General features: G+C 59.7%; 18 protein-coding genes and 1 pseudogene. 5 read left to right on the forward strand and 14 right to left on the reverse strand.

Annotated elements, in window-relative coordinates; translation table 11 throughout:
* Positions 1–168: 168 nt before the first annotated feature.
* The 6 genes from IFT65_RS01105 to IFT65_RS01135 form a co-directional block, all read right to left on the reverse strand.
* Positions 169–411 (reverse strand): hypothetical protein, encoded by a 243-nt coding sequence (locus IFT65_RS01105; RefSeq protein WP_192079449.1) that lies wholly within the window; start codon positions 409–411, stop codon positions 169–171.
* A 244-nt stretch (positions 412–655) separates the two neighbouring features.
* Positions 656–958 carry a single-stranded DNA-binding protein gene (locus IFT65_RS01110; protein ID WP_192079451.1) on the reverse strand — a complete coding sequence of 101 codons (303 nt, stop codon included), beginning with the start codon at positions 956–958 and terminating at the stop codon, positions 656–658.
* Positions 959–964: 6 nt separating this feature from the next.
* Positions 965–2,071: a replication initiation factor domain-containing protein gene (locus tag IFT65_RS01115; protein ID WP_192080076.1), complete on the reverse strand. Its 1,107-nt coding sequence runs from the start codon at positions 2,069–2,071 to the stop codon at positions 965–967.
* Positions 2,061–2,354 carry a hypothetical protein gene (locus IFT65_RS01120; RefSeq protein WP_192079453.1) on the reverse strand — a complete coding sequence of 98 codons (294 nt, stop codon included), beginning with the start codon at positions 2,352–2,354 and terminating at the stop codon, positions 2,061–2,063. Before IFT65_RS01120 ends, IFT65_RS01115 begins: the two co-directional genes overlap by 11 nt.
* 183 nt (positions 2,355–2,537) lie before the next feature.
* Positions 2,538–2,702: a hypothetical protein gene (locus IFT65_RS01125; RefSeq protein WP_192079455.1), complete on the reverse strand. Its 165-nt coding sequence runs from the start codon at positions 2,700–2,702 to the stop codon at positions 2,538–2,540.
* A gap of 1,471 nt (positions 2,703–4,173) precedes the next feature.
* The gene (locus IFT65_RS01135; RefSeq protein WP_192079459.1) at positions 4,174–4,722 is read right to left on the reverse strand and encodes a TetR/AcrR family transcriptional regulator; all 549 of its coding nucleotides are present in this window, start codon (positions 4,720–4,722) and stop codon (positions 4,174–4,176) included.
* 170 nt (positions 4,723–4,892) lie between these two features.
* On the opposite strand from IFT65_RS01135, the gene IFT65_RS01140 reads away from it, so the two are divergent.
* The 3 genes and pseudogenes from IFT65_RS01140 to IFT65_RS18600 all read left to right on the forward strand — a co-directional run.
* Entirely contained in the window at positions 4,893–5,054 is a 162-nt protein-coding gene (locus IFT65_RS01140; protein WP_192079461.1) for a hypothetical protein, read from the forward strand.
* 335 nt (positions 5,055–5,389) lie between these two features.
* Entirely contained in the window at positions 5,390–5,887 is a 498-nt protein-coding gene (locus IFT65_RS01145; RefSeq protein ID WP_192079463.1) for a hypothetical protein, read from the forward strand.
* Positions 5,888–5,894: 7 nt separating this feature from the next.
* Positions 5,895–6,074: pseudogene (locus IFT65_RS18600) on the forward strand (integrase); the annotation flags it as partial.
* A 1,085-nt stretch (positions 6,075–7,159) separates the two neighbouring features.
* Here IFT65_RS18600 and IFT65_RS01150 read toward each other — a convergent pair.
* The 3 genes from IFT65_RS01150 to IFT65_RS01160 form a co-directional block, all read right to left on the reverse strand.
* Positions 7,160–7,648, reverse strand: a complete 489-nt coding sequence (locus tag IFT65_RS01150) for a hypothetical protein (protein WP_192079465.1) — start codon at positions 7,646–7,648, stop codon at positions 7,160–7,162.
* Between the two features lie 112 nt (positions 7,649–7,760).
* Positions 7,761–8,330 carry a hypothetical protein gene (locus IFT65_RS01155; protein WP_192079467.1) on the reverse strand — a complete coding sequence of 190 codons (570 nt, stop codon included), beginning with the start codon at positions 8,328–8,330 and terminating at the stop codon, positions 7,761–7,763.
* 62 nt (positions 8,331–8,392) lie between these two features.
* Entirely contained in the window at positions 8,393–8,935 is a 543-nt protein-coding gene (locus IFT65_RS01160) for a hypothetical protein (RefSeq protein WP_206756809.1), read from the reverse strand.
* Positions 8,936–9,371: 436 nt separating this feature from the next.
* Here IFT65_RS01160 and IFT65_RS01165 point away from each other — a divergent pair, with 436 nt between their 5' ends.
* Together IFT65_RS01165 and IFT65_RS01170 are read left to right on the forward strand one after the other, a co-directional pair.
* Entirely contained in the window at positions 9,372–9,983 is a 612-nt protein-coding gene (locus IFT65_RS01165; RefSeq protein WP_192079471.1) for a hypothetical protein, read from the forward strand.
* Positions 9,984–10,506: 523 nt separating this feature from the next.
* Positions 10,507–11,427: an oxidoreductase gene (locus tag IFT65_RS01170; protein WP_192079473.1), complete on the forward strand. Its 921-nt coding sequence runs from the start codon at positions 10,507–10,509 to the stop codon at positions 11,425–11,427.
* Positions 11,428–11,469: 42 nt separating this feature from the next.
* Here IFT65_RS01170 and IFT65_RS01175 read toward each other — a convergent pair whose 3' ends face one another.
* From IFT65_RS01175 to IFT65_RS01195, 5 genes are all read right to left on the reverse strand, one after another.
* Positions 11,470–12,162: a L,D-transpeptidase gene (locus tag IFT65_RS01175; RefSeq protein ID WP_192079474.1), complete on the reverse strand. Its 693-nt coding sequence runs from the start codon at positions 12,160–12,162 to the stop codon at positions 11,470–11,472.
* A gap of 154 nt (positions 12,163–12,316) precedes the next feature.
* Complete coding sequence (locus tag IFT65_RS01180) at positions 12,317–12,586, reverse strand: hypothetical protein (RefSeq protein WP_188324015.1); 270 nt, start codon at positions 12,584–12,586, stop codon at positions 12,317–12,319.
* 118 nt (positions 12,587–12,704) lie between these two features.
* Positions 12,705–14,087: an aldehyde dehydrogenase family protein gene (locus IFT65_RS01185; protein ID WP_192079476.1), complete on the reverse strand. Its 1,383-nt coding sequence runs from the start codon at positions 14,085–14,087 to the stop codon at positions 12,705–12,707.
* A 30-nt stretch (positions 14,088–14,117) separates the two neighbouring features.
* Positions 14,118–15,773: an acetolactate synthase large subunit gene (locus tag IFT65_RS01190; protein ID WP_192079478.1), complete on the reverse strand. Its 1,656-nt coding sequence runs from the start codon at positions 15,771–15,773 to the stop codon at positions 14,118–14,120.
* A gap of 99 nt (positions 15,774–15,872) precedes the next feature.
* Positions 15,873–16,394 (reverse strand): DUF6622 family protein, encoded by a 522-nt coding sequence (locus IFT65_RS01195; RefSeq protein ID WP_197973942.1) that lies wholly within the window; start codon positions 16,392–16,394, stop codon positions 15,873–15,875.
* Positions 16,395–16,558: the final 164 nt, after the last annotated feature.

Below are 16,558 nucleotides of genomic sequence, written 5' to 3' on the forward strand. Positions count from 1 at the left end.
CGCGCGAGCGAACATGTGAACTAGCCATTTCATCACATGCCCTCGAATGCGAGCCAACAGGCACCACATACCGCGACAATCACGAAGTAACCCATAGAACCCCCTATATCGTGCAGAAAAAAAGGGGCGAACGTTTCCGCGCGCCCCTGCCTGGACAACCCTTGCGCCTTACTTCGCAGCGCGGCGGGTGTACGACCACAGGAGGATCAGGCCGATGAGCACTGCACACGCTGCGACCACCAAGCCGATTTCTGCCTTACCACCCGCGAGTTCGCCAGCGATGGCGGAACCCGGCGAGCCACTGCCGGAGGCGAATGCAGCGCCAGACGCCATGACAGCGGACAGGCCGGTACCAACCTTTGCAGCAGTGGATGCGCCAACGCGACGCGCGGTGTTGATGATGTTCTTCATTGCGGTATTCCTCGTCATTTCAGTAGACCCCGAGACGCGCGGCGCGGAATACGACGCGCGCTTTCAACCCGACTGCCCACACCCCCACGATAGAGAATGCGACAAGGGTTCCATCGGCCAGAGACAGGGGTGGTAAAACTGGCTGGTGGTATGGCATCCACACCGGCACCGAGCATGTGGCATCCGCCTGAACGTTCTCAGGGGCACAGCCAACTACGTACAGAGAGACCGGTGCGGACATTTCTTAGGCAGCCCGTGCAGCGGGCTTGGTGAGCGAGCGCAGCGCCGTGAACTTCGACAGGCTCATGACGCCTTTGTTGACCTGGAGCATCGATGCGATATCCAACTCGTAGTCACCGACTGCGTACGGCGGCTGACCGTCTTCCAGACGGATATCTACCGGGTACGCGAAGCCGCCGACTTCGATGCGACCCTTCTGCTTGCGAGTGGTGTAGCTGATCTGCTCACCCTTGTTACCTTCGAACGTACCGCCGCGCTCGGCGACCTGCGAATCGAGAACGGTGACCTTGGCGTTGTTGTGGTCCATCTTTCGTTACCCCTTTGAGGTTTGATTTACGCCCGCGATTTCGGGCCAATGAGCTGCTACATCACCTGAAAACCACTTCGGCAGCTTTGGCGAAGTGCAGGATTCGATTACCGCCTTGACGGCTTCCGCGTCCGGGCAGTGCTTGACAATGACGTTCAGGGCAGCGCCGTACTGGCGTTTGATGTTCCGGCGAACACTCTTGATGGTTGCCGCGACAGCGGCCTTAGTGATTTCGATGCGCGTCGATACGCAGCGGAGGAAGCGAAGCACCGGGTACGCGCCGAGCAGATAAGAGGCGGGGTCACGGAGAAGGTCCAACGGGAGATCTTTTCGATTCGACGCTCGGAACTGAGCCTCATAGCGAACCCACGGCGAGTCTTTGTCGCCCTGCTCCCTGCCCTTCTCATAGACGCGAAGCTGTTTTTCAGATTGCTTGCCGCCGACATAGAACGTCTTTCCGTCGCCACTGTCGTAGTCGTCAATCAAGCGGGCCTTGGGGCGCTGTCCACGCTGGTCAAACTCACCATCGGCGTACCAAGATTGCGCGAGACGCAAAGGGTATTTACCCATCAGATCATCGGCACAAACGTCAAGACGGGTGATCCTTCCTGCGCAGCTTTCGAGCTTCGCTCGAAGCTCCAGCCACCGCTTCGCATGGCCGCAGCGCGCAGCGCTCATTGCCTTGCAACCTTCACCGGTCAACTCGACACGGGCAGTGACAGTACCGTCGACGCGCTGGCAGTTGTCGCCGCCCAACTCGACCATGCCAACCATCTTCTTTTCTGCGTCAAGGATCTTGACGCGCCATGCGTAGAACCGACCGCCGCCCGCTGTGTCATCCAGTTCAAGGCCGAGACCGGCGAAGAACCACGTAAAGACCTGCAATGCGGCCACGCGAGCGTTGTCGGGATTGAAGTCGATCCACTGGCGGACTTCGTCCTGGGCGTCGCCGTTGAGGAAACCAACCTCATCAAGCGCCACGAAAAGATCAATAGAAGCCGAGAACCAGTCAATGCCGACCGTCAGGGTTCCCTCGGGGTTGCTGAATTCACTGACTCCCCTGTTAGACGCGGGGAGCCCCTCGCCCGCCGCCTGCACGCGCTCAACCACGATGCACCTCGACTTCGCCGAGGATCACCGTTTTTGCGTTGCCAAGGCGAACGCACACGCGGAAATCAACCTTGCCGCGAAGCATCTGGCGGAACCAACGCGCATTACGGAGTGCGTGCGCCTCGTCGGTGCCGTAGTCACTCTTGTGCGCCCATGTACCACCGATGGCGCGCTGCTCGATGGTGTAGCGCAGCTTATCCAGCTGCATCAGGCCGCGAATCTCAGCCTCAAGCGGGGAGATGGAAAGCACGGGCTCGCGGAAACGAGGGTTGACCTTAGCGGCCATATCGAACCTCGTAGACGCGGCAGGCGCGGTCATTTCCTTCGAGGCAGGCTTTCTGGATCACACCACGCTCAGTAGCGACAGCGTTCCAATCCTCGGCAAGTACAGTGCCAGCCATGAAGCCCAGCACGGCACTGCACGCAAAAAAGAGAATGGCGGGGACCAACCACAAGAAGAGGCGAGCGCTCACTGCCGCACCTGTGCGGATGCCTGGGCAACGTAGGCGCTCTGACGAATGGAGCGCACGGCTACTGCTTGGCGGTAGTCGTAGATCCGAGTGAAGAACTTGGCAAGTCCGACGGAGACGGCCAGTACCGCGCCCCCGAGCGAGGCCAGAATCAATGCGTCCATTGCTGCATCCCCATGCCCCAAGCCCAAGATGACCCGCCAACGGCCTTGGGAACCGGCTGGCGGGGGATTCAAAGACCCTTTGAATCCGGACGTGATTCAATACCCCTTGTAATCCAATGTCAAGGGGCTTTGAAAAATATGTCCACGATTGATGAGCTTCTAGACGCAGCGAAGGCGGCTACGAAATCAGCGAATGACTCCGAGCTTGCGAAGGCGCTAGGGATTCGGCCGGCTGCCGTGAGTAACTACAGGCGCGGCGTTTCGCTGCCCAACGCCGTTGTTTGCGCGACGTTGGCAGGACTTACGGGAACGCCGTTGGCGCGGGTACTGGGGATCGTCGGCGAGGCGAGAGCCATCAGTTCAGACGAAAAGGCGGTGTGGCGAAAACTGGCCGCGACCGCGATGGCGCTGTGTCTGGCAGTGGGTCTCGCCCTGCCCCGCGATGCCCAGGCTATGCAGAGCAGCGGCTACAGCGCAGAACACAGGCTATACATTATGCGAAATCAATTCTGGGTCAAGTCGGAGCCTTTTTCAGCTGTGGCTGGCATTGGATCGAGCTTTGGGTTGGCACTTGCGTCCCTTCCATGTCGTTAGGTCGGTTCTGGTTTTCAGGGTGGACCTGTGTAAGTCTCCGAGTGTCACAGCCTTGAGCCCTCTGATATGGCCTGGCGGTCGGTGACCTGCAACGTCGCGCATCGCCAACTTCAATGGATTCCACGGGCTGGCTCCTGCAGACCAAACGTGATCAATCTGCACGATGCCATAAGGCAAAGCAGGCCGCGGCCGCAGCGAGGAGCCTTCCATTGTTGTCCACCTCAGCCGATCACGCCTTTGCCGTAGGGACCCTGCCCTACACACCCTTACAATGCGAACCGGGACACGCTTTGGGGATGTTATGGAACGCGAACGGCAGGAGCCGACGTTTGGCAAACAAGACATGGCGAAAGTGCATTTCAGGGAGCGTTCCAGCTCCAATTCAACCTATCGAAATCGACCGGAGATTCCATGGCTAGGAATCTGCCTAGGGGTGGCGGCAGCGGTCGCAATAGCAATGGGACTCATTGAGTGGAACGCCAGGCGGCAAGCGGCAGCCATGACAGCCGAGCTGATGCGTCCAATGACGAAATCCGAACAGGCACAGTTCGACCGAGAAATGGCACGGTTAAACACTGAGCTGGCGCGGGATGCGGAGGCCATCCGTCCGCGAACAATCAGGCTGAGCATCCCGGAATACGCTCCGGCGCCATTGCGGCCGGGTGAGCGGTGTATTTCAGGTAATCGCTTCAGGCGCATTGAGGGGGGCTGGCGCGACGTGCCCCACGAATCCTGCTGAAGGCTCTAACTTACCTGGCCCCGTAACGATTCCGGGCCGGCTCCGGGAACGCGCCGACAGGACGCTTCCCGACGCTTGAGACCGCCAGGAAACAGTGCGTCGGGCGCGTGCGGCTTTGTCAGACCGCCTGTTCTGCCTTCATGATTTGGTTATCGCATTCAGATAGGAACCGACTGCAACGCTGATCTTCTTGGCAAGGTCGGCAGAACTGACGGAGTTTCGGGCAGCCGCCGAGAGCAGCATGCCCTTGCAGATGCCCAGGACATCGTGGGCCAAGTCAGTGGCGAGCTGTGCCGATACCCCGTGGTCTCGCTGGATCGCTTGTTGCAGCACAACGAAAAGACCCTTGGTGAGAGCGCTGTCGTGCGGTGCAGCGAGGATCATGGGTTCCGCGAATGCGAGTTGCGTCGTCAGCGCTGGCCTCTCTTGCGCATGGGCCAGCGCTGCAGCGACCCCAGCCATGACGGCCCCGGGACCTGTGTGCTGCCGCATCGCTTCCACTGCGTGATGCACCCTGCCCTGCATTTCCCTGATGACCAGCGCTCGCAGGACAGCCTCCTTATCCGGGTAGTACTGATACAGCGAGCCAGTGCTGACACCCGCGAGGGCCGCAATCGCGTTCGTACTGAACGCATGGAACTTCTGTTGCTCGAGCAGACGGGCTGCAGCTTCAAGGATGGCGTCCACCGTGCTGATCGAGCGCGCCTGGCGAGGAAGTTTGCGAGGTTGCGACGGAAGGTCACGAGGTATGGGCATGTCGGTCTTGAAATGCGAGTAGCTGTGGCTGTTCCAGAGGCTTAGTCTATCTGGGCAATACATGCCACGCCGCAAAAAGGCACCAAAACCAGGAGTCCACGTTGAAAGAACAGCATGCGCTCAAGCGAAAACCTGAGTTCACATGGAGGCATTATCTATTGGGCAGGAACATGATTGCCGGCACGCTGCAGACGTTTTTCCTGCTTCTTGTGGGCTGCATCATCTGTACCTTCGCGATGATCTGGCTCGGTCGTGCGGGTTGAGGCAGTGCCACGCTACGGATCGCCGTGATGTCGCGACTGCCGTAGAACTTCTAGGGAATCCTGTCCGCGTCAGCCACTTGGGGTGAGTCTGACGGCCTGATCAGGCGACAATTCAATATTCGCATGGCCCGTGAGCTCCTCGTCCTTGCACGCCAGCCTCCCGTGAGGAGACAGACTGATTTCGGTGTCGGGGTGCACGTTCGGCGCCTCGACATTGATAAAATCAAGATGGATGGTTCGGACTTCAACTGAGAGATGGAATTCAACGCACTATGTATCCATTCCTTCAAGTGTGTAAGAGTTGAACAAAACCGGTCAATCAGAGGGCTAAAGTGATGGTGCGTTTCTTCCTTATTTTGGCTTTCTACGCAACCTCTCTGGCAGGATGCGCAGACGCGTCAAGAAGCGGCACTCCGCAACTCTGCGAATCAGAGAAAAAAGAGAGCGTATGCCGAGTATCCTTCCGCGCGCTCGCAGCTGATCCAGCATCATTCGACGGCCGCAAGGTGAGAATTGAAGGTTACCTCGTTGTCTCAGCGGGACTCTTTGTTTTGAGCTCAAGCAAGGAGCTCTTTGACGCAGGAGTTGCCGACGAAGTTTTTGTAAGGATTAGAGGGCCTTTGGATTCGCAGCGTCAAATGTACGATCAGCACGGTTATTCTTGGGTATCAGTTACTGGAACGTTCAAGACCAAAGAGAGGAACGGAACTACAGATGACATTTTGATAGGCGAGCTGCATCCGCCAACAGAGGTCAGGGCCCTTCGATTTCCAATTCCCAGAAGAAGAGAGACCTTTGACGAAGCAGCCATCGATCTTAAGGACTTGAACTAGGGAGGCTCTGAAAAAATTTGACGGGCACAACCATCGCTCCGGGTAGGTGACCGAGGCTAGCCGTCAGGGTGTGTCGCTGCTGGCGATCATGCAACTGACTGAACACCGCTCCGTTTCGAGCGTCGTACGGTATTTCCAGACGGGTGGGGCCGCAAGCAATCCATTGGCTCGGCTGCTGGGGGACTGACCTCTTCAAGACTCTTTTCTACAATTTAAAGGTAGCTCGAACTCGAGTATCTCACTGGCCCTTCCGGGCGAAGAAGCTCCATTTTTGCGGAACGACAGCGGCAAACGACGTGAGGGGACCGTCGCTGAGGAGACGAATTACAGCCTAAACAGCCGGGTTCGGCGGAGGCTTCATTCCTTGGGTATAGACCGGACTTGTTGCGCCCCTGCCCCCTCCTTAACAGGGTTCACCATGCTTTGCGCATAGACGTCCAACAGCTCGGGTTGTGTGAGCGCGTTGGCACCTAGGACCTCGGAACGCAGCGCCCTTTCGCTGACGATCTTCTCGTCGTCCTCGATGAGAGCGAGAAACCGGGGCTTGTGATGCGCCAACCCGGATAGACTCAGGTGGTAAACCTCATCCCGAAGCGACCCTACTTGGCGCTGGCAGCCCTCCAAGTATCTCAGCTAACCACGAAGTTGTGCGACAGCATCAGCCATGGTGGGTTGCTCATGGAGTGGCCAGCTGTCGATGTGAGCCAGCAGACCCTCGCTCCTGCGCTTGTGGTGATCAAACAGCTTCGTTGCTCGATCAATTCTAACCAGGAACTCGGATCTCTCGCGAGAGAATGCAAGTTGCAACTCATCCTGTCTGGATTCGTGCGAATCACGGTGCGCTCGATAGGCTATCCAGGTGGATATCATTGAAAATATCAAGGCGAGGATCGAAACGATCGCGGAATATTCGCTGGTCATGTATCAATTGAACCTCAGGTGCCTACAGAAAGCTACTAGTGCCTGCAAGGAACGGATCTGCTGTGCCGAGACCCATTCACAGCGTTGCAGACCGTATGTAGAGCCGGCTGGTCAAGACGCATCCGAGAAGACGCTCACCGAGTCCTCCTCCGTCCCTGAGCTCAAGGCCGTTCTTGGCCGGCGCGAAGAGGTTGAACTGCTGCAGGTGCAGGGTCATATGCAATTTGATGTCCTCAAGATTAGGCCTGCTGTCGTCGGCCTGCCCTTCAGGAAGTATCGCCGGCTGCTAGCCGGTGAGGCTGTTCGCGTTGTCCAACCTGCGGATGGCCCATCCGCAAACCATGGCCAAGCTCAACAGTCTGCCACAAACAAAATCGACTCATCTGCGATGCATGAGACGGCGCTTATCGCCGAGTGATGAGCGTCCGCACCGTGCAATGCAATGCTCCATACCGAGTCATCATCTGCCCAATCATCAGCAGAGACGTGCAGTTCGACGGACACATCTTCAATCACCAGAACAAGCCTGCCGTCCGCCTCCACATGCATGCGGTCAATCACTTTGCCGATGCAATTGAATACCTGTGAAATGAAGACGCTGCGTTCAACGAAGAAATCCTCGTCCTCGGCAATGCGTGTCTTCGAGAAAGGACTGAGGACTGCAGCAGGACACGTAAAATCGACATCGACCAAAAGGTTCGTGCGCTGAACCAGTGCAGGGTTGATGAACTGCAGAGACACCGACACGCTGGTAACGCTGAAGCTGTCCAGATATGCGCCAACCAGGAGTTTTTGAGTCGCTGCGTTGGCTTGGGCCAGGGTCAGTATCAATGATTTCACAGCCAAAACGTGTCACCTCGTGTCGCTGCAGTGGATGTTTTTTCCAGCGCACTGATTGCCATTTAGCACGTTTCCACAGCCCTCGTAGGAGTGGTGCCGACGCACCCGACGGTCAGGATTCCGGCGACTCCCGTAACGTCGGAATCGGATAAAACCCGTGCAGGTAGTTCATCTTGCATCCGGGGATCTTGGTGCAGCCCTCACGAATCTCCCTGACGGTCCTGATCTTTTCCAATTGAGTGATATCAATCAAGCGACCGGCAACCACCAAGGGCATGACTACCCCCTCGCCCACCGTCAGCGGCTCCACCTGTTGGAAACGGGCACGAACCCGATAGTAGCCGGGAGCCAACTCAGGGCCATCTTCCAACGTCCTCCCACCACGCAGCGACGTCGGGTCGAAAACGAACGCTGACGATAGATCGTGAATCTCCGCGGACTCCTCCCCCGAAAACAAGAGACTTGCGTTATAGCCGGGGTAGTAGAGCGATACGGATACGATCTTCCCAGTGAATTCCTGCCCAGCAGACAGTAGGTGCTGGGCTGAGACTTCGCACGACGGGGGCGCGCCATTGGTCTTGATGACACATGGGTCAGGCAACTTGGAATCAGCGGGATGGTCTTCGCCAGTACATGCAGTGAGGACCAAAGCGACGCAGGTCAGCCGCGCTAGTTTGTTCATCGTTCTTCTCTGTCCAAAGCGGCATGGAGCACGCTTGCTCCTTTGAAGGATCGCCACTGAACTCAGTCCGGCGGTCGCTGAGGACGTTCACCCGGCATCGTCTCCGGCCAGAAGCGTCGCTTGGGGACGATCAACAATCCGATCGATGCTACCGCGCTGTGGTTGACCGCGTACCTGCCCTGCAACGTCACAGGTCCTCCGCCCTCCACCACCTTCCTGAAGAGCACCGCGTCCCTTGGATCTATCTCCAGCGCGATGCCCCCTCGCGCAGCCATGTAGGTGTACAAGTCTTTTGAAGCGAACAGGTATGGGCTCCCATCTACGTAGGTAGCGAAGCCGGTGATCATGATGTACCTGCCATCGTACTGCTCCCGCCTCTGCCAAAGGGTGGGGAAATCCGCATCGCAGATTTGAACATTCGCCTTGCCCTCGATCGGCGCAGCAATGCATGTCTCCGTTGCCGTCACGTTTCCAGTACTCAGTCCGGTGACCAGGACTGCCAAAAGTTTTGGCGCCGCCGAACTGAATTGTGCGCGAGCGGCTTCAGAGCCTCGTCTGGGTGTCTTCATTCTTGCATGGCTCTCCGTCATCCATTCGTGGTCCAAGCTCCCGATCTATTGCAACTCTACTCGGCGATATACAAAAACCACTTATGTAACAATTCCTCTTCGGACCACGCCCCCGTTCTTTTTGTGCTGCGGATGATTCGCTACAGCCGCAGCGTGATGAGGATGCGCTCCAAGCTGTCGATACCTACTATCAACAGATTACCTCAGCTTCGTCCGGTGCTCCTTCCATGGATCGCGCTCAGGTACCCGCAATCTTGCTTAGCAGGTTGACGAGGACACCCTCGCCCATGCGCCTCACTACGCGTACCGCAGGGTGAGGAGGCTGGCTCAACTGCGGGAGATAAACGTAACACCCGGTTGGGCGCCAGAAGCACCCTCGCCCAATTGCGGATTGTCGAGTGCTGGCCCCTACTCCGCGGCAAACGCACGAAGTACACTCCGCTGCGTTGGACTCGACAATGGATAGGTCGTAATGGTCATCACGCTTAGGACGGCATCGATCATCGGTGCACTGCTGGCCGTTGCAGGCACCGGCTGTAAGCCGGCTGCCCCACCCGCTGCCGAATCGCCTGCGCGCGCGAGCGATGGCAGCGTCAGGATGTGCGGCGCCACGGTGAATACCAATCCCGCGATCACGACCGTGCGAGGCAGCAAGGACGTCCTGGTGATCGAAGTCGCGTTGGATAAACTCGGCGGCAGCCTCACTCACGACCCCTTGGTCGTTCTGGTGAAATGCCTTACAGGGAACGCGGAACTGGGCAGTACTATCGCCCTCGCACAGCCGTGGACCGAGCAGGTGGAGCACCCCGACCTGCACCTCCGGGAATTCAGGCGCATACGCGCCGGTCAGGGCAGCTTGAAGTCCCAGCTATTCACGCCACTGGGTACGCAATATGTAAATCCGGACGGTTCGGCATTCTATATAGAAGGTTCGCCGGCCGAGGACTGGGCCCCCACCATCAACTACGTCGAGTGGAAAGCGGAACCATACTTAGTCAGGTATCACTTTTACTCACGGGACAATCTCAAAAGGTGGCGCGATCTCGACGCGCTGGTTCGCACGATGACAATTTCAAAGGAATGATCGATGAGCTTCGACTTTTCGCAGGAGCAACGGGATTTCATCCGCGCACGACTGGTGAAGGGACCGCGGGCCGGGACCGTCCAGTTCAGCGATGTGTACGCCAAGGTCGCCGAGTGACTGATTGATGTGCCCGGCGCGCAGGCAGTGCGATCCTGGTTCCTCAGCGCACTGAACTGCGACTGCCCCCTGGACGCCTGCCCTGACGTCCGCTGAGGACCACACATGGCCGTCCGGCACGAAAATTCGGTCGACATCGAAGGGTACGTCGGGGGTGCAGAGTTGAAGCGCCAGTTTGGCAACACCGATGTGCGCTAGAGTGGCTTGGCCAGCAACAGCCTACAGGTTCTGCTCAGACCTTCCGTCGGTGTGTCGCGTTTCCATAAGGCACCCTGCCCCTACGCCCCGTAAACTTCCAGGTTCATGGAAGTGCTGCATATACGAGCAAAGGACCCGTATGGCGTTTCCACCTCGCCGCATAAGGTGATGTTCCGACTTGACGCCTTAGTCCGCTGGATGGATCTCAATGACAACTGCCGCAGGCTTCACGGATAGAAGCGTAGCCGATCAGTCGGGAAAGACCTTCGTTGTAACCGGCGCTAATGCTGGAATCGGATTGGAGACAGCGCGTGTGCTGGCGTTGCGAGGTGCGCGCGTACTGATGGCGTGTCGGGACATCGCCAAGTTTCAAGCCGCGGCTGCTGATATCCGGCGCACGGCGCCACAGTCAGAGTTGGCTTGGCTCCCTCTCGATCTGGTTGATCTGGCAAGCGTTCGTGACGCAGCGGCCATCGTGGAAAAAGAGGGTCATCTTCATGGCTTGATCAACAATGCCGGCGTCATGATTCCACCGCTGACCCGTACCCAACAGGGATTCGAACTGCAGTTTGGCGTGAATCATCTGGGCACGTTCGCATTGAGCTCGCTGTTGCTACCGAAGCTGGCGGCAACACCAGGCGCGCGCGTGGTTGTCACATCAAGCATTGCTCACATCAAGGGCTACATTGAGTGGGACGATATCAACGCGGAAAGAACGTACCACCGGGCGGCGCGTTATCGTTCGAGCAAGCTGGCCAACGCGCTTCATTTCTTCGAGCTGGATAAACGACTCAGGTCCGCTGGCTCAAGCGTGCTGTCAGTGGGGTGTCATCCTGGGGTGGCGTTTACCCGGCTTGGGCGGTACATGGGAATCGCGCAGCTTGCTGGTCCCGTGGTTGGGCTATTACTCAACACGGCTGCCCAGGGGGCGTGGCCAGCACTGCAAGCAGCCACAGGCGATGTAGTGCCTGGCGGGTACTACGGTCCCTCGGGCTTCGCCGAAATGAGAGGTGTATCCGGTGCCGCCAAGCGCTCGGCATGCGCAATGAATCCTGAGGCGGCAAGACGCCTTTGGGAGATGTCGGTGGAAATGACCGGTATCGATCCCGGGCTGGCGGAGGCTAAGTGAGCTGACAGCTGATCGTCTCAGACGACGCGCCTCTCTCGCCCCTCACCTGCGGGCGGAACGCGCGTCCTTCTCACCACTGTCTTTTGCAGCGGCGCGGCTCTGCGCGAACTCCGGGAACGTCTCTGCCATCGACGCCTTATCCGGAAGCACGTAGAACACCCCGCCCCGCTCGAAGGTCGTTCGAACAATCTGCTCGTAAAACGTCGGCGAAATGTTGATGCAGCCATGCGTCACGCGGTTGTCTTCGGCTGACGCCGATGCCAATCGCTCGGCACGTTTCTCTGCCGGCACACCCGTAGCAATCGGATGCAACGCAACCCCGGAATCGTAGTCCACCCACAGCACGCGTCCGGCATCGATGGACGGGCCGTACCCGCCTATGAAGCGACCGGCAGGCGTAGTGCGATCTCGCCCTGGAATCTCGCGAAGCGCCAGACCGGCGACGCCCGGTGCGGTGTGATCACCTTTCGCTGAACCGAATAATGCCGGCGCTGCGCCGCGCAGCTTGCCATCGCCGTCGAACACCAGGACCTGCGCTGCTGCCTTGTCCATGATCGCAAACGGGTAGCCTTGGCTGTCCTTCGATGCAACGACCCAGCCCGCCAGTTCAATCACGGTGTCTGACACTGACTGGCCTTCCGGAAGCTCGTCCACCGCGGCTACCGACGGTGCAGCGGTGTTCTTGTCGGCGTTCCTGGCACTGACAGTGCCAGCGCTCGCGAGCGCCAGCGCCACGACCAATGCGCCACAAAGCGGCCTGAAGCTGGGATAGAAGTGGGTACGGATGGGAGTATTCCTTCGAATCATCTCTAACGCCCTAAGGACGCAGGTGGCCTGTAACGGCCACCTGTCCCTGGTTCAAACATTCACTGCAAGGTGAGCGAAGCGATCAACCGCGCGGCTTGCGGCGCGGGGCCTGCTCGAGCTGCTGCACACGGCCTTCAATCTGGTCCAGACGCTGGTTGGCCTGGGTCGCGGACTGATTGGCGGATTCGGCGCTCTGGGCTGCACCCTGTACCTTCACGTCCAACTGGTCGAGGCGGGAGTCGATGCGTGCGAAGTCGTCTTTATAGGTGGCGCAGGCACTCAGGCTGACGCCTGCGATCAGTGCGACGCCAAGCGTACGTGCGGTCGTCAGGTGCTGTTTGGTAATGAACATTTCGCTGTCTCCGTCGTATGGGGTGTTCGGACTATAGCGGCGTTTTTGACTAGGCCAAGACCGACGTTCAGTGAATGCCCGGGGAGGTAGAGGGGGTGTGAAGACCCCCTCCCCCCGCTCAGCTTCTATGCATCAGGATCATTTTTTCCTGAGACATGTCGCGCATGGTGTACGGGATGCCGCCGGTGCCGTATCCCGACTCACGGCGTCCAGCAAAAGGCATCCAATCCGTGCGGAACGCCGTAGCGTCGTTGATCATCACCGCCGAAGCATCCAGCCGGTTGGCCGCTCTCAGGGCGATGTCGATGTCCTGCGCGAAAATGCTGGCCTGGAACGCGGTTGGCAGCGCGTTGGCCCGCGCGATCGCCTTGTCCAGATCGGCGTAGCGAAACAGCGCCATCACCGGCCCGAACACTTCCTGCGTGGTAATGCGGGCATCATCGGCAGGATTCAGCAGCACGGTAGGCTGCAACGTGGTCTCAGACAGGCGCTTGCCCCCTGTGGCGAGCGTGGCGCCGCCGCTCACGGCGTCCTCAATCCATTCGGCAACGCGGTCGGCTTCGCGCGGCTGGATCAGCGGACCGACATCGGTCTCCTCCAGGGTCGGATCGCCGGTATGCAGGCGTTCGACGCGGTCGACAAGGGCTTCGGTGAACGCATCGGCGATGTCGTCGTGGACGAAGATACGTTGCGTGGACACGCACACCTGGCCTGCGTGGTAATAGCCGCCCTTGACGATCGGTTCGATGATTCTGGACAGGTCTGCACTGCGGTCCACAATCGCAGGCGCAACGCCACCGTGCTCCAGTGCCGAGCGTGCGCCGTGGGCCAGCTTGGCATGCAGTGACCACCCTACCCTTGCTGAGCCGATGAAGCTCAGGAACGCTATTCGTCTGTCGGTGGCCAATGCCTCGGCGAGGTCGTTACCTTCCGGCAGGAAACTCTGGCACCACGGTTCGGGTAGGCCTGCCTCGTGCACCATCGCCACGAACTCCAGGCAGGATAACGGCGTGGCAGAGGCCGGCTTGATGATGACCGGGCAACCCACCGCAATGGCCGGTGCGACTTGATGGACGATCAGGTTCAGCGGATGGTTGAACGCCGAGATCGCCGCCACGATGCCGATGGGTTCGCGTGTGGTGAAGGCCCAGCGCCCTTCTGCGGCTGCCGACAGCCCCATCGGGATCTCGCGGCCACCGAAGTTCCGCAACTCATCTGCTGCGTTGTGGACACCGTCTATCGCGCGCGTGGTCTCGACAATCGCATCCCGCAGCGGTTTGCCGCCCTCGCGTGCGATCTGCAGGGCGAGGTGATCGCGCTTGGCATCCATCAAGGCGGCGAGCTTGCGCAGGATCGCGATGCGCTGGTGCGGCGGCAGCCAGCCGTCGCGGTCCTTGAATACTCGCTCAGCGGCGCTGAGCTTCTTCTCCAGCGCGCCAGCAGTGTCCAACCCGACCTCTATGATGGGTGCGCGGTCGAAGGCCTGTACGACGGTCAGCATCTTGTGCTCCGTGATAAGGTCAGGGGACGATCAGGCGCAGCCCACATCCGGCACGCGGTTACGCAGTTCATCCACCAGCACGCGGGTGTTCTCCGAGTAGTCGATGGGCACGTCCAGCAGGTGGACACCCCCGCCGGCAAAGGCGGCCTCGATCATCGGCGCCAGTTCCTCCACAGCCGTTACCCGGCTCCCCTTCGCGCCATACGCCTCGGCATACTTCACGAAATCGGGGTTGCCAAACTGCATGCCGAAATCTTCGAAGCCATCGACTGCCTGCTTCCAGCGGATCATGCCGTAGGCGTTGTCGTTGAGGATCAGCACGACCAGGTTGAGGCCCAGCCGCACGGCCGTTTCCATCTCCTGCGAGTTCATCATGAAGCCGCCGTCCCCACACACCGCCATGACCCGGCGCTTCGGGTACAGCATCGCCGCCATCATGGCCGATGGCAGGCCGGCGCCCATGGTGGCAAGCGCATTGTCGAGCAGCAGCGTGTTGGCGACATGCGTGCGGTAATTGCGGGCGAACCAGATCTTGTACATGCCGTTGTCCAGGCACACGATGCCGTCGTCCGGCACCGCCTGGCGCACGTCATGCACCACCCGCTGCGGTGTGACCGGGAAACGGTCTTCGTCGGCGCGCTCGTTGAGATGAGCAAGGATTTTCTGGCGCAGTTCGCTCATGCCCTCGTCGCCAGACAGGCGATTTTCCAGGCGGTCCGCCAAGGCGTCGACCGATGCACCGATGTCGCCCAGCACCTCGATATCGGGGTGGTAGACCTGCTCGACCGTGGCGGACTGGAAGCTGATATGGATGACCTTCGGCCCGCCGCTGCTTTTCATCAGGAACGGCGGCTTTTCGATGGTGTGGTGGCCGATGGCGATGATCAGGTCGGCGCGGGCGACGGCCTCATGGACATAATCGCCTTCGGAAAGCGCGGCCGTCCCCATGTATAGGTTGGACCCCCCGGTGACGGCGCCCTTGCCCATCTGTGTGTTGAAGAACGGCAGGCGCGTACGTGCGACGAAGGCCGACAGGGCCTCGGTGAGCCACGGCCTGCTGCCCGCCGCGCCGATCATCACCAGTGGCCGCTTCGCCGCGAGGATGGCGGCCTCTGCCCGGTCCAAGGCGGCAGGCGATGCAACGGGACGGTCCAGCGCGTGCACGGGGATGACAGGAACATCCTCCACCTCCTCGCCTGCAACGTCCTCCGGTAGCTCCAGATGGACGGGACCGGGGCGCTCTTCCATGGCCACGCGGAACGCATCACGCACCATGGCGGGGATAGCGGCCGGGCTGACGATCTGCCGCGTCATTTTCGTGAGCGGCTTCATCGACGCCACGATATCCACGATCTGGAAGCGGGCCTGCTTCGCACTCATTACCGCCTTCTGGCCAGTGATGAGGATCATCGGCCACGCACCCAGATGGGCATACGCCGCACCGGTGGAGAAGTTCAGCGCGCCCGGGCCGAGGGTGGCCAGGCACACGCCCGGTCTGCCCGTGAGCCGACCGTGGGTGGCGGCCATGAAGGCGGCCGCCTGTTCGTGGCGGGTAAGGACGAGTTCGATGCGCGAGTTGCGGAGTGACTCGAGGAAGTCGAGATTCTCCTCGCCCGGCACACCAAAGATGCGGTCGACGCCTTCATTCTCCAGCGCTTTGACCAGTAGATCCGAGCCCTTCTGCATAGCTTCGATCCTTGCGGTGACGATGAACCACTATACCCCCGCGTATTTCAGCGGCTTTGGCCCCATCGTCACCCTGCCAGCACCCTGTCTGCAGGTTGCTCAAGCCGTCGGCATCACCTTCCCCTGCTCCACCAACACCCGCGATGCGCTGACATACCGGATGAACTTGCCGACGAAGATGCCGGTGAACCCACCGGAGATCATCATGTACGCGGCACGGAATCCGGTATCAGCCACCAGCTCGGGTGACATCGCAAGCGCCACTTCAAAACCATACTTCACCAGGAAGGTGACCAGCAGCAGCGGCAGCAGGCTGTAATCCGCGCCCCGCCACAATGCGCCGGTGGTGGGTTCAATGCGCAGCTGCAGTCTGCGCAGCAGTGCCCAGCCGATGGCGGCGCCGGCCGCTATACCGACCAGCCAGAGCGCCCATGCCTGCCAGGAGCCTGCATACCGGGCGTTGATCGACCACATGCCCCACGCCGTGAACAGCACCGGCACGATGGCGAGTTTCCCCAGCGAGGTTTCCCACGGTTTCATGGCCTTGATGCCGCGCACTACCAGGAATGCCAGGACCAGCCAGACCCAGATCGGGGTATGCGAAACGATGAGCTGCAGCATCTGCACGGGACGTCCTTGATGTAAGAGATACTGGCCAGGCGGGCCAGCGCGTTGAGTAAATGATGGGGGGCAACGCGTCCGCTTCACAGTGACAGCTGTCACCTGATTGAGGTGCACGGCAGGGCGTGTTGCTCACCGAACGCGCGCACGGGCCGTGTCATCCT

Origin of the sequence: Stenotrophomonas sp. CFBP 13725, assembly GCF_014841935.1 — a bacterium.
GTDB lineage: Bacteria > Pseudomonadota > Gammaproteobacteria > Xanthomonadales > Xanthomonadaceae > Stenotrophomonas.

Coding starts and splice junctions, on each gene's coding strand:
- IFT65_RS01125 (WP_192079455.1), bottom strand. CDS start 2,702: ATGGACGCATTGATTCTGGCCTCGCTCGGGGGCGCGGTACTGGCCGTC.
- IFT65_RS01190 (WP_192079478.1), bottom strand. CDS start 15,773: ATGCAGAAGGGCTCGGATCTACTGGTCAAAGCGCTGGAGAATGAAGGC.
- IFT65_RS01170 (WP_192079473.1), top strand. CDS start 10,507: ATGACAACTGCCGCAGGCTTCACGGATAGAAGCGTAGCCGATCAGTCG.
- IFT65_RS01185 (WP_192079476.1), bottom strand. CDS start 14,087: ATGCTGACCGTCGTACAGGCCTTCGACCGCGCACCCATCATAGAGGTC.
- IFT65_RS01145 (WP_192079463.1), top strand. CDS start 5,390: ATGGTGCGTTTCTTCCTTATTTTGGCTTTCTACGCAACCTCTCTGGCA.
- IFT65_RS01195 (WP_197973942.1), bottom strand. CDS start 16,394: ATGCTGCAGCTCATCGTTTCGCATACCCCGATCTGGGTCTGGCTGGTC.
- IFT65_RS01110 (WP_192079451.1), bottom strand. CDS start 958: ATGGACCACAACAACGCCAAGGTCACCGTTCTCGATTCGCAGGTCGCC.
- IFT65_RS01165 (WP_192079471.1), top strand. CDS start 9,372: ATGGTCATCACGCTTAGGACGGCATCGATCATCGGTGCACTGCTGGCC.
- IFT65_RS01105 (WP_192079449.1), bottom strand. CDS start 411: ATGAAGAACATCATCAACACCGCGCGTCGCGTTGGCGCATCCACTGCT.
- IFT65_RS01155 (WP_192079467.1), bottom strand. CDS start 8,330: ATGAACAAACTAGCGCGGCTGACCTGCGTCGCTTTGGTCCTCACTGCA.
- IFT65_RS01120 (WP_192079453.1), bottom strand. CDS start 2,354: ATGGCCGCTAAGGTCAACCCTCGTTTCCGCGAGCCCGTGCTTTCCATC.
- IFT65_RS01180 (WP_188324015.1), bottom strand. CDS start 12,586: ATGTTCATTACCAAACAGCACCTGACGACCGCACGTACGCTTGGCGTC.